Genomic DNA, 13,471 nt, shown 5'->3' with positions numbered 1-13,471 from the left:
CGGAAGCTGTCGATCACAGCCCCTTCGCCAGCGCCACCAACTGATCCAGCGCCGTCGCCCAGCCCTGTTGGAAGCCCATCTCCTCGTGCTGCTTGCGGGTGGCGTCGTCCTTGTGGAAGGCGCGGGCGATGTAGCGGGTGCCGCTGCCTTGCGCTTCGAAGCTGACGGTCGCGGTCATGAAGGCCGAGCCCGTCGGGCGCCAGCCGGGGCCGAGCGCATCGGTGAAGACGAGGAGCTGTTCCGGCACAACGACGAGGAAGCAGCCGGTGTTGTCGTGGCGCTCGCCGTTCGGGCCCTCCATCACGGTGTGGAACTTGCCGCCGGGCTTGAGGTCGATCTCGCAGGCCGTCGTTTTCCAGGGCAGCGGGCAGAACCATTGCATCAGCAGTTGCGGCTCGGTCCAGGCGCGCCAGAGCAGGCGTGGGGAAACATCGACCACGCGGTCGAGTTCGAGATCGAGCGTGGGATCGAAGCTGAAGGTCGGCAGGTTTGTCATGGGGCGTCTTCCCGATTCTTGAGTTGGAGAACGAAGGCGTCCAGCTGGTCCAGACGCTTCGTCCAGAGTGTCTTCTGGTCGTCGAGCCAACGCTCGGCTTGGGCCAAGGGCTGTTGGTCGAGGGTGCAGGTGCGCACGCGGCCGACCTTTTGCGTCGCGATCAGTCCGCTTTCTTCCAACACCTTGAGGTGTTGCAGGAAGGTCGGCAGGGCCATCTCGAACGGTCTTGCGAGCTCGCTGACCGAGGCCGGACCGCGCCCCAGCGCCGCGACGACCGCACGGCGGGTGGGGTCGGACAGGGCGCGAAAGGTGTGGTCGAGATCGGTCGAAAGGTTAGCCATGTGGCTAGGTTTACCGACGCGTTTTGGTTAGGTCAATGGCTAAGTTTCGGCGCTTGACGGTGTGCACATAGCCATGGCCTTCTGCGGCCTTTCCGCATCGCCAACGTGGATGCAGCCATGACAACCGACTTCCTGATCACCTCGCTGATCATCGTCGCTTCGCCAGGCACCGGCGCGCTCTATACGATCGCTGCCGGGCTCGCGCGTGGCGGGCGGGCAAGCGTCCTCGCGGCCTTTGCCTGCACGCTCGGGATCGTGCCCCATCTCATGGCGGCGATGATGGGGCTGGCGGCACTGCTCCATGCCAGTGCGCTTGCCTACGAGATCGTCAAATATGCCGGCGTCGCCTATCTGCTCTGGATGGCGTGGCAGACGCTGCGCGAGCACGGCGCGCTCAAGGTCGATGCAGCGCCCGATCCGCGCTCGGGCTGGCGCGTGCTTGTCGATGGCATCGCGGTCAATGTGCTCAATCCGAAGCTGTCGATCTTTTTTGTCGCCTTCCTGCCGCAGTTCATCTCGGCCGGGGAGGCAGCGCCGCTGATGCGGATGCTGGAATTGTCAGGCGCGTTTATGGCGATGACATTCGTCGTTTTCGCTCTTTACGGCCTGTTTGCCGCCGCGATGCGCGACAAGGTCGTTGGTCGGCCGGCGGTCATGGCCTGGCTGCGCCGAAGTTTTGCGGCGGCCTTCGTGGCGCTCGGCGCCAAGCTCGCTTTATCGGAACGCTAGACGGGGGCTTGGGGCATGATCCGTCAGGCCATCCTTACGACGCAGACAAGCGGGCCTGGCCTGAATGAGGTGACCGATCGCGTAGCCGCATTCGTGCGCGAGGCCGCCGTCGGCGCAGGACTGCTGACGCTGTTCCTGCGCCATACATCCTGCTCGCTGCTCATCCAGGAGAATGCCGACCCGGACGTCCAGCGCGACCTGGATGCGTTCTTCTCCCGGCTGGCGCCGGGGGCCGACGATCCCGCGATGGCCTATCTGACGCATCGGGCGGAGGGGCCAGACGACATGCCGGCCCATATCAAGGCGGCGCTGCTGCCGGTGTCGCTGTCGATCCCCATCATGGGCGGGCGGCTGGCACTGGGGACCTGGCAAGGCATCTATCTGTTCGAACACAGACGCCGGCCGCATCGGCGCGAGATCGCGCTGCATCTCGCCGGCTGACGCGGCTTGGCAGTGGGCGCCACGGGCGCTACCTCTCTCGCGAGACCTTAAACTGCCGCCCGACGGAGTTCCGCCATGTCCTTCCTGAAGTCCCTCTTCGGCCGCAAAGGGCCGGCTGCGCCCGCCGGCCCACTCAAGACGCTGGACCATAACGGTTATACGATCCATGCGACCCCCTATCAGGAGGGTGGGCAATACCAGCTCTGCGGGGTGATCGAGAAGGAGATCGACGGAGAGGTGATGAGCCATCGCTTCGTCCGGGCCGATCGATTTCCGGGTGCCGATGAGGCTGCGGATTTCACTCTCGTCAAGGCGCAGCAGATCATCGAGCAACAGGGCGATACGCTGTTCAAGCCGACAAGAGGATAAGCCCGGCCGCTTCAGGGTCGCGCCGCCTTCACGAATGCCTGTGCCGGGGTCCGTCGCCAACGCCGTTCCGCCCTGCGGCCGGCGCGCTTGCCGCGCCTTCTGCCGCCGCCTAATCCTGCATCAGAACGTCGCTCCAGAAGACGACGTCGCGAGGAAACATGGCTGCCCAATCCCTGTCCGACGCGCAGGATGCCGCGCGCTTCGCACCTGATTCATCCTATGCCTGGCTGCGGCTCGCGCTGTCGCTCCTGTTGGGCACGGTCGCCTGCGTCGGTACCTGGTCGGTCGTGGTCGTGCTTCCCACGGTACAGGCCGAGTTCGGTACGCTGAGAGCGGGCGCGTCGCTGCCCTATACCTGCGTCATGCTCGGTTTCGGCTTCGGCAACATCGCGATGGGGCGCATCGCCGACCGCTACGGAATCGTCGTGCCGATCGTGCTCGGCGCGGTGCTGCTCGGGGCGGGCTACATGCTGGCCGGCTTCGCCCAGACGCTCTGGCAATTCGCACTCGTGCACCTCTTGCTCATCGGCGTCGGCTGCGGGGCGGGCTTCGCGCCGCTGATTGCGGATCTCTCGCACTGGTTCCGCCGGCATCGCGGGCTCGCCGTGGTCTTCGGCGCATCTGGCAGTTATCTCGCCGGTGTGATCTGGCCACAGGTCATCACGTGGGGCCTGGCGAACCATGGCTGGCGCGCGACGCATATCGGGATCGGGCTGGTCGCGCTGGCCGTGATGCTGCCGTTGGCGCTGTTCTTCCGGCGCCGGCCCTCGGCCGCGCATCTGGCTGCCGACGAGGCGGCCAGTGCGGGCGCGCGCGGCGATCTCGGGCTCAGCGCCACACAGCTGCAATGGCTGCTCGCCGTCGCGGGTTTCTGCTGCTGCGTCGCCATGGCGATGCCGCAGGTCCATCTCGTCGCCTATTGCGGCGACCTCGGCTATGGCGTGGCGCGTGGCGCCGAGATGCTGTCGCTGATGCTGGGGCTCGGCATCATCAGCCGGGTCGGGTCGGGCTTCGTTGCCGATAGGATCGGCGGGGCGGCGACGCTGGCGCTCGGCTCGCTGATGCAGGGGCTGGCGCTGTTCCTCTATCTCTGGTTCGACGGGCTGACCTCGCTCTACATCGTCACAGGCATCTTCGGGCTGTTCCAGGGCGGTATCGTGCCGATGTATGCGGTGATCATCCGCGAGTATCTTCCGGCCAAGGAGGCTGGCGTGCGCATCGGCATCGTGATGTCGGCGACGGTCGTGGGCATGGCCTTCGGCGGCTATATCTCGGGTGCGATCTTCGATGCTTCCGCGTCCTACCGCATGGCGTTCCTGAACGGGATGGCCTGGAACCTGGTCAATCTGGCGATCGTGGCCTGGCTGATGCTCCGGGCGCGGCGGAAGGCGGTGGTGGCGTAGACTTTTTTGATTTAGGCAGAGCAAACTTTGATCTCGTGGCGAATCGAGAACTGCTGTGCGCATCGAGACCGAGCATGACTTCTCCCGTTGGGCTAAGACACTTCCCCTTCATTTAAGAAAAAGGGCGTCCGCAGCAATCGCAATCCGGGCGTCCGCCCGTGTTTTGCCACTGCTCGCGCACGAGCTACGGCTGTCTGATGAATCAGACCAGAAAACACTAGCCGCAAAGAATCATGTTCTTCCGACATTTGCGTATCTCTTGAGGGCATATTCTTCGGAGCATAATGTAGAGAGATATCATCACTATAGTCATTATCGATTTTCTTCTCCATATGGTTCGGATACCGCTAATTCGACCTTTCGTATAACATGGTCTGCTCAGGCGGCCGCATAAGCCTCGTCTTTTACAGAAAGGGCTTATGTCGCTTCAGTTCGCTCTGCTAGCACCGCTATTGAGCGATCTGCTTCTGCTGCTCGATCTATAAGGGGAAATATAGCCGCTGAGGCAATGTTACAGGTCGAAAGTGACGTCAATTTCCTAATTGATTCTCGGATAGATATTGACTCTTTGCTGTCTTCGGAGCTTTGGACGCGTTCCGAAGGGCGTGTTGCATTTCACAAATTTTGGAGCGAGCTTAGAGGGTATTTGCTTGAGATTGACCCAAGTTGGTCGATTTGGGTGGAATGGTATGACGGGAAATTACGAGGGTACATCCCGTTTACCGTCGATTTTGCTACTCACAATAAGATAATGAGCGCAATATCAAATTTTCGTGACGCTGAATGGAGTGGCGGTCCCGATAGTATAAATAATTTGGCAGCTCATATCGTTATCGGGTTTGGTGGAAAATTATCTAATGGCGACTTTGATCATGATGATAGTGAAATTTTAGATCAGATACCGACGCAGGGAGTGGGGCCTCACTTCGAGGTAAGAGAAGATTATATCATCGATCGCATGAGCGTCGATCAATCGCGCATCGGCGGCGATTTTTCTGATCGAACGGAAAAACTCTGCCCCATCGTTCTACAATCGGCAAAAGATCTATCTAGTCGATTATCTGGTAATCAATTTAGAGAGCTTTCTGATGCGATAATTAAATATATATCTTTAATTGATAAGAGTAATTTGTCTGATATTTCCTGGGGAGAAGTTTGGGGTGTTGGTGTAATAATTAGAAATATATTTGAGGCCTCTCAGAGAGATATTGGTGACCGGATGCTTCCGGAATTGGAAGATCCTGCCAAGGCGGCTCTGGAGAGCCTCCTCACATTGCATGGTCCTATGATACTCTCTACCCGCGAAGGTCAAGAGCTGGCTGATCAATCACAGCTATTTGATAAGAATCGGGCTGAGCGTGCGATTTTGAGAGAGGCCGCAAAAGATATTGCGGCTGCGATATCCCTCCGAACCGATATCGCAACAAAATCGGCAGCTGACGCGGTCGTAGACGCGGCTAGCGCGATGGCGGAGGGGAGCCACCCTGAGCGAGGGGCGGTTTATGGGTTAGCAAGCGTCCGAAACGTAATGATCCCGCTGGTCGCAGCTGCCGTTGTAACCTCGCCGTCAACGATAGGGTATCTGGCGATGGGGCCAACAGGTGTTCTTGCCGCGGCTCCCGTTTCTCTAGTTGCTGTTGAAGGTCTAAAGAAAAGCCCAAGATTTATGGCTTTCGTAAGTGCATTAGGAACGAGATTTGATGATGTTCTTGAAAAAGATCCGATCGCTTGGCTCAGTGAAAATGCTAGAAGATTTGCGCCGTTTCGTAGTTTTTTTATTGATAATAAAGAAAATTTGCTCAGCATCGCTTCGCATACGCCTGAGTTAAAGTGGATCGAAAAATACATTCGCATGATTGAGGCTGATGAGAATTTGTGATGTCTTATTTGCCTTCCTCTGAGTAAGAGGCTGCGTGCCTCTCGAAGGCGAAGGCCGCGATCAGCCAGTCATACATCCTCACCGCATCGGCATAACGCAGGGAGATGCAGATCATGGGCGGCGCCGCAGTCATCGAGGTTTCCTCCTTTCGGCTGGGCTCGTTGGTTGGGCTTGACGCTGGTCTGCGACCCGTCAGAAGTCGGCGCAACCACACAAGATTCCAGAGGACACGCCATGCTCCTGACAACCATCGCCGGCAGCCTGCCCAAGCCTAGCTGGCTTGCCGAATCCCAGCGGCTCTGGGCGCCCTGGAAGCTGGAGGGCGTCGCCCTGCAGGAAGGCCGGCGCGATGCGACGATCCTGTCGGTGAAGCTGCAGGAGGATGCGGGCATCGACATCGTCGGCGATGGCGAGCAGGCCAGGATGCATTTTGTCCACGGCTTCCTCGCCAATCTCGCCGGGATCGACTTCGACAAAAAGATGATCATGGGCATCCGCAACAACCGCTACGAGGCGGAGGTGCCGACCGTGACGGGCGAAATCCGCCGCAAGGGGCCGGTCCACAGCATGGAGGCGCAGGCCGCGCGCTCCCACACCACCCATAAGCTCAAGTTCACGCTGCCCGGGCCGATGACGATCGTCGATACGATCGCTGACGAGCATTATGGCCGGCGCGAAGACCTCGCCATGGCGTTCGCGGCGGTGCTGAACGAGGAGGCGCTTGAGCTTCAGGCGCTGGGCATCAACGTGATACAGTTCGATGAGCCGGCCTTCAATGTCTATATGAAGGAGGTTCCGGACTGGGGCATTGCCTGCTTGGAACGCGCCGCGCAGGGCCTGACGGTCAAGACCGCGGTCCATATCTGCTACGGCTACGGCATCAAGGCCAATATAGACTGGAAGGCGACGCTCGGCGCCGAGTGGCGCCATTACGAGCAGACCTTCCCGGCGATCGCCAAAAGCTCGATCGACCAAGTTTCGCTGGAGTGCCGCAACTCCAAGGTGCCGCTCGACCTGATCAAGCTGCTCGACGGCAAGGACGTGCTGGCCGGTGCGATCGACGTCGCCTCGAACGCGATCGAGACGCGGGAGGAGGTCGCCGCCACGATCCGCGCGGCGCTCGCCTTCGTGGCGCCCGAGAAGCTCTACCCCTGCACCAATTGCGGGCTCGCGCCGATGACCTCCGAGGTCGCCTATGGCAAGCTCGCGGCGCTGGCGGCGGGCGCCGCCCTGGTGCGCAAGGAACTTGGCGCGGCCTGAGGCTCTGGACCGCCAAGAACTCGACCGCCAAGAAGGGGGACACTCATTGACCGAGCCTGACCTGACACCCGAGGAAGCGCCGCGCGGCAACCTGACGGTTCGCATCAACGCCATGCCGGCGGACACCAACGCCAATGGCGACATCTTCGGCGGCTGGGTGATGTCGCGCATGGATGCCGCAGGCGGCATCGCCGGCGTCGATCGCGCGCAGGGCAGGGTGGTCACGATTGCGGTCGACGCGATGACCTTCATCCGGCCGGTCAAGGTCGGCGACGTGCTCAGTGTCTATACCGAGGTGGAGTCCGTGGGCCGAACCTCGATGAAGATCCATGTCGAAGCCTGGGCTCGGCGCTTCCGCACCACGCTGCATGAGAAGGTCACGGATGCGACCTTCACCTTCGTCGCGATCGACGAGGAGGGGCGGCCGCGCCCGGTGTCGAAGCCCGCGGATAGCTGAGCCCTGGCGGGCTTTATCCCAGCACCTCGGCATGGTTACGCCGCGACAGCCGTATCCGGAAGCCAATCCGATGTTTGCCCTGACAAATAGCTTTCTGCTGGCTGTCGGCAGCGGCTGCTCAGGAGATATCTGTGCTGTGCGCCACGTCGGGCAGCAACAAGATTGCTTTGCCTCGACCATCCTTTCATCCACCCCGCTCTCGAAGATTAACGAGCTGTAAATCCGCCCACTATGCAGGCGATTCAGAGCGGGGCGGTCGTTTAAAGCATTCTTAAGTGGAAAACCGGCAGTATTAGGTCATCGCTCAAGCGATCTATGAAAAACAATCACAGGGGATCCGTCCATGACCAGCCGTCGCTCCGTCCTGATTGGCCTATCATCCACCGCCGCCATCGCCATGCTACCGCTGCGTGCCTTCGCCGAGGCCGGCGTCTCGGCCGACACGATCACGCTCGGCCAGGCGGCCGTCTTCGAGGGGCCTGCCAGCGCGCTCGGGCTCGGCATGCGCGACGGGCTGATCGCGGCCTTCACCGAGGTCAACAAGAAGGGCGGCGTCCATGGACGCAAGCTCGAACTGGTCTCGCAGGATGACGGCTACGAACCCAATAAGTCGATCGACGCCACGAAAGCGCTGATCGCGAAAGACGTCTTTGCCCTGGTGGGCCCGGTCGGTACGCCGACCTCGATGGCCACGCATCCGATCGCCAAGGAGGCAGGCGTGCCCTTCATCGGGCCTTTCACCGGTGTCGAAGGCCTGCGCGAGCCCTATCTGCCGCATGTGGTCAATGTCCGCGCATCCTATTTCCAGGAGACCGAGGTCTGGATCGAGCGTCTGGTCAAGGACAGGGGCTTCAGCAAGATCGCGATCTTCTACCAGGACGATGCCTTCGGCCGCGCCGGTCTTGCCGGCGTCAAGAAGGCGATGGACGCCCGCAAGATGAGCCTCGTCGCCGAGGGCACCTTCGAGCGCAATACGGTGGCTGTTCGTTCGGCACTGCTGGAAATCCGCAAGGCCAACCCCGAGGCCGTGGTGATGGTCGGCCCCTACAAGCCCTGCGCCGAGTTCATCAAGCTGTGTCGGCAGGTGAAGTTCGAGCCGACTTTCATGAACATCTCCTTCGTCGGCTCGGATGCGCTCGCAGCCGAACTTGGGGAGGCGGGCAAGGGCGTCTACGTCACGCAGGTCGTGCCGCTTCCGAGCGACGCCTCCATCCCGGTGGTGAAGGCCTATCAGGAGGCGCTCGCCGCCAGCGACGCCAAGGACAAGAAGCCCGGCTTTGTCTCGCTGGAGGGCTATCTCGTCGGCCGCACCGTGATCGCGGGTCTTGAAAAAGCCGGCCCGTCAGCGTCGCGCAAGGCGTTCATGGAAGCCTTGACCAACGGCTCCTACGATCTCGGCGGCTTCAAGCTGGCCTTCGGTCCCAACGACAATCGCGGCTCCGACGACGTCTTCCTCACCGTCATCGGTGCCGACGGCACATTCAAGTCCGTGGCGTCGCTGACGTCCTGATCTCGACCACGTTTCGCATGGCACTCCGGAGACACGACTGATGAAGACGGCCAGCAAGCCCGCGCGCCAGCGCACGAAGCTCCGGATCGGCATCGCCGCGCGAATCTATGCTGCGCTCGGCCTGCTGACCGCGCTGACGATCGTGGCTTCGCTGGTCGCCTGGTTTTCCTATGACCGGGTCAACCTGACGGTGCAAGCTATGGTCGAGCGCAAGATGCCGACTGTGGAACTCGCTCTGGAGCTCTCGCAGGCCGCCACCCAGTCGACCGCGCTGGCGCCGCGCTTCATGAACGTCCAGACCGTGCAGCAAAGGGCGAAGCTGACCAACGAACTCGATGCCATCGAAGCCCGGCAGTTCGATCTGATCCGCCGGATCGGCGTGGTTGGCCAGGTCGATATCAAGCCGGTGCAGAAAAGTGTCGACGAGTTGTCGCGCCAGATCAACGATATCAACGATCTGACGGGCGAGCGGTTGCGCAATGCCTCCGAGATGCAGGCCTCGCTCAATCAGCTTGCCAAGGCGCGCGAGGAGTTCGCCAAGTCGGTCGGCGCCGAGGCCGACGAGCGGCAGTTCAACGTCGTGATGGGCATCGAGAGCGTCAAGGGCCTGAGCGGTGCCCAGCTCGACGAGGCGCTGCAGATGGTCAGCGAACGCGAATTCCCTGCCTTCGACCTTGCTCGCAAGCTCGAAGCCCAGGTCAACGAACTGATTGGGCTGATGCGCGAAGTCACCCAGATCGACGATAAGTCCCGCCTCGGTACGGCGCGCGAGCGCGTCAACGCGGTCGTCCAGCGAATCCGAAAGGATGTGGCTGCGGCCGAAAAGATCGCACCGAACCAGGCCCGCGTGCGCTCGATCAACGCCGTTATCGATATCGGCGAGGGCTCGAGCGGCGTGGTCGAGGTGCGCCAGCGCGACATCGTCACCCAGGACGCCATCGGCAACGGTTTGCGGGGAATCGATCTCGCTGCGAGCACTTTGCGCGCTGAGGTCGACAAGCTGGTCAAGGGCGCGCGCGGCGAGGCCGTCGCCGCGACCGAATCGACCAGCGCGCTGATCGCGCAGAGCAAGACCTGGCTCGGCGTCATGGGCATCGGCTCGCTGTTGGTCGCGTTTGCGCTGTCGCTGTTCTATGTCCGCCCGATGATCGTAGGCCGGCTGAACCGGCTCTGGAGCGCGACGCGGGCCATCGCCGACGGACAGCTCGATACCGTCGTCGATGCCAAGGGCAATGACGAGATCGCGGATATTTCGAAGAGCGTGCTGCTGTTCCGCGACAATGCGGTGGCGCTGCGCGCCGCCGAAGCCGCCAAGGTCGAGGACGATGCGCGCGCGCTGGAGCAGCGCCGCGCCATGATGATGGAACTCGGCGCCGCCTTCGGCGCCGTGGTCAGCGCCGCCGCGGCCGGTGATTTCAGCCAGCGCGTCGCCGCGACCTTCGCCGACGAGGAGCTGAATGCGCTCGCCGGCTCCGTCAACGAATTGCTGGAAACCGTGCAGAGCGGCCTTTCCGAGACCTGCGACGTGCTGGCCGAGCTTTCGGCCGGCCATCTCTCGGCCCGCGTCGAAGGGCTGTATCAGGGCGCCTTCGCCGACCTCAAGACCGGCACGAACGGGCTCGCAGACGAGTTCGAGAGCACGCTGGCCCGCCTTTCGGATACGGTGGCGGCGGTTCGCAGCGCCACCAGCGAGATTCTCGACGGCGTCACCGATCTCGCCGAGCGCACCAGCGAGGAGAGCAACGCCGTCTCGATGGCGACCAACCAGCTCACCGCTTTCGCCGGTACGGTGAGGAAGACCGCAGCCGAGGCCGCCCAGGCCACCGGCATGGCCGAGGGCGCCGAGGCCCGGGCCCAGCAGGGCGAGAAGGTCGTGGCCTCCGCGCTACAGGCGATGCAGCGCATCAGGACGTCCTCCAACAAGATCTCGGAGGTCATCGCCATGATCGACGAGATCGCTTTCCAGACCAATCTGCTGGCCTTGAACGCGGCTGTCGAGGCGGCGCGCGCCGGCGACAGCGGCAAGGGCTTCGCCGTCGTGGCGGCCGAGGTGCGCAGCCTCGCCAAGCGCTCGGCCGATGCCTCCAACGACGTCAAGAAGCTTGTCGAGGCCGCCCATGGCGACGTCAAGGTCGGCGTTGGCCTCGTCGAGGAGACCTCGGCGATGTTCGAAGCGATCGTCTCCTCGGTCAACGACCTGACCGGGCTGATGAACGGCATTTCGCAGACAGCCAAGAGCCAGGCCAGCGACGTCTCGGCGATCAACACCGAGATCGACGGCATCGGCACGATGGCCCATCAGAACGCGGCGCTGGTCGAGGAAACCAACGCAGCGCTTGCTCTCACCGACGAGCAGACCCGCGCCTTGACCGAGCATATCGGCCGCTTCAAGTTCCGCGAGGGCCATGTCGCCGAGCATGGCGGCGAAACCCAGATCGCCCGCGCGGCCTGAGCGGCCTTTCCATTCGGACCCGTTACACGGCCCGCCGTCTTCGCGACGGCGGGTCGTCGTCATTCGGGGTCAGTATCGCCGGTTCTTACGGGCCTTTGGCGCTTGCTAGGCGGTCGGCTGCGATGGTAGGCGAAGGGTGGGCCGGTAGCTCAATGGTTAGAGCTCGCTGCTCATAACAGCGCCGGTGCCGGTTCGAGTCCGGCCCGGCCCACCATTTCGTTCCAGAACAAGGCGCTACAGACAGGATTCTGCGGGTGGACATACACGACGACCGCATACTCATTGGCGGTTCTGCGTGGAGGCCGAAAACGATCCCTTCAGCCAGGAGCAGCGCAGAATTATCGACTTCGTCGATCGCGAGATAGCTCCGCACTCTCCCGGAAAGAGCCAGACACAGCCCAGCTGGCAACCTGCCTGAGCAGATTGCGAGGCGCGGAGATCTCGCGGCGTAGTCGGCTACGGCATTACTCTTTTCGCACGTTCCAGAACAACGAAAACCCCTTCAGCATGTGCGTTAACTCCTTGCGGTGCACGACTGGCACGAGCAACTGTCCGAGCGGAATATAGGGTACGTCTTGAAGAGCGCGCTCCTGCATTGCCGCTGCGAGCCGCTTTTGGTCGGACAGCGACGACGCCTCAAGCCATTGATGGCGCAAGCTCTCGAGTTCGTCCGAAGTCGGCCAGCCCCGACCGGCAGAGCGTCCGTTTCCCCGCAGCGACGAGTTCACCGCCGGGTTGAGATGGTCCAGTCCGGCCCAGTAGGTGTGATAGGCGCTCCATCCTCCCTGCTCGACGGACTCTGTCTTGGCGAGGCGTTGGAGCACCGATCCCCAGTCTGTTATCTGCGCATCGATATTCAGCCCGATCCGGCTCATCAGATCGGCGCCGACTTCCCCCATGGCCTTCAGAATCGGAAAATCGCTCGGAATCAGAACGACAACGCGTTCGCCCTTATAGCCCGAGGCGGCAACCTCCTTGCGCAACGCAGCCTGATCGAACGGCCCCTGCATCACGGAAAGTCCGGTATCGGACGCCATCGGCGCTCCCGGGCAGAACATGCCGACGCCATCGCGCCAGGCGCCGGGCTCATCGCCGGCGACAGCCTGCATGAATTCGTTCTGGCGCACCGCTTTGAGCACCGCGCGCCTCAGTGCCGGGTTGTTGAACGGCGCCTGCAGGTGGTTGAAGCGCATCGTCCCGATATAGCCGCTCGGATCCTGCATCGAAACGACCAGGCCGGGCTTACGGCGAATGATCGGCAACAGGTCGAATGACGGGTTCTCCCACCAGTCCATTTCGCCGGTCTGCATCGCCGCCGCGGCCGTAGAGGGGTCGGGCAGCACGTTCCATTCGATCCGATCGAAATAGCTCACTTTTGGACCGGCCGTGAAGGATGTCACGCCGCTCTCGCGAGGCAGATATTTGTCGAAGCGGGCATAGACGGCGCGGGCGCCGGCCACACGCTCATCGGCGAGGAAGCGGAACGGCCCGCTACCGATCATCTCCTTCACTTGAACGAATGCATCGGTCTGCGCCAACCGCTCCGGCATGATGGCGCAAATATTGGACCCTGCTTTGCCGAGAGCGGCCGGGAGCAGCGGAAAAGGCTTCTTCAATCGAAAGCGCAGCGTGCGATCGTCGTCGGCGCGCAGCTCGTCCGTTGCCGCCATCAGCGTCTGCCCGAAGCTGTCGCGCTTGGCCCATCGGACGATGCTCGCAACACAGTCGCGTGCCAGTACCGCCGTCCCGTCATGAAACTGGAGGCCGTCCCGCAGACGCAAGATCCAGGTCCGGCCGTCGTCCTCGATGCGATGACCCGCCACCATTTGCGGCTGTGGCTGAAGTTGATCGTCGAGACCATACAGAGTGTCGAAAACGGCAAGCCCGTGATTTCGCGTCACGTAACCGCCTGTCCAGATGGGGTCGAGGACGCTCAAGTCTGATTGCGGCACGAAACGAAGGACTCTCGAGCCTTGTGCCCGGGCTATCCTGGGCGCTGCCAGAGCTACTCCGAAGCCAGCGGTGGCAGACAGAAAGGTCCTGCGTCTCATGTTCATGTGACTCCCACGCTTGCTGCGGTTCGATTAAGGGCAGGCAATTTGCAGTCTTGGAGATGTTGGGGGCTGGCGTGCTT

General features: G+C 62.1%; 12 protein-coding genes and 1 tRNA gene. 10 read left to right on the top strand and 3 right to left on the bottom strand.

The genetic code is table 11. The features are described from left to right. Positions 1–13: 13 nt before the first annotated feature. Both AXW83_RS10855 and AXW83_RS10850 read right to left on the bottom strand, forming a co-directional pair. Positions 14–496 (bottom strand): SRPBCC family protein, encoded by a 483-nt coding sequence (locus AXW83_RS10855; RefSeq protein ID WP_066613268.1) that lies wholly within the window; start codon positions 494–496, stop codon positions 14–16. Beyond that, a complete protein-coding gene (locus tag AXW83_RS10850) occupies positions 493–837 on the bottom strand; it encodes an ArsR/SmtB family transcription factor (RefSeq protein WP_066613263.1) in 345 nt (114 codons plus the stop codon). Before AXW83_RS10850 ends, AXW83_RS10855 begins: the two co-directional genes overlap by 4 nt. 117 nt (positions 838–954) lie before the next feature. Here AXW83_RS10850 and AXW83_RS10845 point away from each other — a divergent pair, with 117 nt between their 5' ends. The 10 genes from AXW83_RS10845 to AXW83_RS10805 all read left to right on the top strand — a co-directional run bounded on the left by AXW83_RS10845 (position 955) and on the right by AXW83_RS10805 (position 11,551). Beyond that, positions 955–1,566 carry a LysE family translocator gene (locus AXW83_RS10845; RefSeq protein WP_066613257.1) on the top strand — a complete coding sequence of 204 codons (612 nt, stop codon included), beginning with the start codon at positions 955–957 and terminating at the stop codon, positions 1,564–1,566. Between the two features lie 18 nt (positions 1,567–1,584). Then, on the top strand, positions 1,585–2,007 hold the full coding sequence (locus AXW83_RS10840) for a secondary thiamine-phosphate synthase enzyme YjbQ (RefSeq protein ID WP_066620315.1): 423 nt from the start codon (positions 1,585–1,587) through the stop codon (positions 2,005–2,007). Between the two features lie 75 nt (positions 2,008–2,082). Continuing rightward, positions 2,083–2,376 (top strand): HlyU family transcriptional regulator, encoded by a 294-nt coding sequence (locus AXW83_RS10835; RefSeq protein WP_066613255.1) that lies wholly within the window; start codon positions 2,083–2,085, stop codon positions 2,374–2,376. Between the two features lie 158 nt (positions 2,377–2,534). Beyond that, the gene (locus AXW83_RS10830; protein WP_066613253.1) at positions 2,535–3,779 is read left to right on the top strand and encodes an MFS transporter; all 1,245 of its coding nucleotides are present in this window, start codon (positions 2,535–2,537) and stop codon (positions 3,777–3,779) included. Between the two features lie 508 nt (positions 3,780–4,287). Beyond that, positions 4,288–5,658 carry a hypothetical protein gene (locus tag AXW83_RS27030; protein ID WP_156639937.1) on the top strand — a complete coding sequence of 457 codons (1,371 nt, stop codon included), beginning with the start codon at positions 4,288–4,290 and terminating at the stop codon, positions 5,656–5,658. A gap of 234 nt (positions 5,659–5,892) precedes the next feature. Continuing rightward, entirely contained in the window at positions 5,893–6,918 is a 1,026-nt protein-coding gene (locus tag AXW83_RS10825) for a methionine synthase (protein ID WP_066613251.1), read from the top strand. Positions 6,919–7,030: 112 nt separating this feature from the next. Beyond that, positions 7,031–7,375: an acyl-CoA thioesterase gene (locus AXW83_RS10820; RefSeq protein WP_082767482.1), complete on the top strand. Its 345-nt coding sequence runs from the start codon at positions 7,031–7,033 to the stop codon at positions 7,373–7,375. A 343-nt stretch (positions 7,376–7,718) separates the two neighbouring features. Next, a complete protein-coding gene (locus tag AXW83_RS10815; protein ID WP_066613242.1) occupies positions 7,719–8,885 on the top strand; it encodes an ABC transporter substrate-binding protein in 1,167 nt (388 codons plus the stop codon). A gap of 40 nt (positions 8,886–8,925) precedes the next feature. Then, positions 8,926–11,337 carry a methyl-accepting chemotaxis protein gene (locus AXW83_RS28100; protein WP_066613240.1) on the top strand — a complete coding sequence of 804 codons (2,412 nt, stop codon included), beginning with the start codon at positions 8,926–8,928 and terminating at the stop codon, positions 11,335–11,337. A 138-nt stretch (positions 11,338–11,475) separates the two neighbouring features. After that, positions 11,476–11,551, top strand: a tRNA-Ile gene (locus tag AXW83_RS10805). A 250-nt stretch (positions 11,552–11,801) separates the two neighbouring features. Here the strand turns inward: AXW83_RS10805 and AXW83_RS10800 are convergent. Beyond that, complete coding sequence (locus AXW83_RS10800) at positions 11,802–13,388, bottom strand: ABC transporter substrate-binding protein (protein WP_082767481.1); 1,587 nt, start codon at positions 13,386–13,388, stop codon at positions 11,802–11,804. Between the last annotated feature and the right edge of the window lie 83 nt (positions 13,389–13,471).

Source organism: Bosea sp. PAMC 26642, from assembly GCF_001562255.1.
Classification (GTDB): Bacteria; Pseudomonadota; Alphaproteobacteria; order Rhizobiales; family Beijerinckiaceae; genus Allobosea.
This window is presented reverse-complemented; position numbering and strand designations above follow the sequence as displayed.

Coding starts and splice junctions, on each gene's coding strand:
- AXW83_RS10855 (WP_066613268.1), bottom strand. CDS start 496: ATGACAAACCTGCCGACCTTCAGCTTCGATCCCACGCTCGATCTCGAA.
- AXW83_RS10850 (WP_066613263.1), bottom strand. CDS start 837: ATGGCTAACCTTTCGACCGATCTCGACCACACCTTTCGCGCCCTGTCC.
- AXW83_RS10845 (WP_066613257.1), top strand. CDS start 955: ATGACAACCGACTTCCTGATCACCTCGCTGATCATCGTCGCTTCGCCA.
- AXW83_RS10835 (WP_066613255.1), top strand. CDS start 2,083: ATGTCCTTCCTGAAGTCCCTCTTCGGCCGCAAAGGGCCGGCTGCGCCC.
- AXW83_RS10830 (WP_066613253.1), top strand. CDS start 2,535: ATGGCTGCCCAATCCCTGTCCGACGCGCAGGATGCCGCGCGCTTCGCA.
- AXW83_RS27030 (WP_156639937.1), top strand. CDS start 4,288: ATGTTACAGGTCGAAAGTGACGTCAATTTCCTAATTGATTCTCGGATA.
- AXW83_RS10825 (WP_066613251.1), top strand. CDS start 5,893: ATGCTCCTGACAACCATCGCCGGCAGCCTGCCCAAGCCTAGCTGGCTT.
- AXW83_RS10820 (WP_082767482.1), top strand. CDS start 7,031: ATGCCGGCGGACACCAACGCCAATGGCGACATCTTCGGCGGCTGGGTG.
- AXW83_RS10815 (WP_066613242.1), top strand. CDS start 7,719: ATGACCAGCCGTCGCTCCGTCCTGATTGGCCTATCATCCACCGCCGCC.
- AXW83_RS28100 (WP_066613240.1), top strand. CDS start 8,926: ATGAAGACGGCCAGCAAGCCCGCGCGCCAGCGCACGAAGCTCCGGATC.
- AXW83_RS10800 (WP_082767481.1), bottom strand. CDS start 13,388: ATGAGACGCAGGACCTTTCTGTCTGCCACCGCTGGCTTCGGAGTAGCT.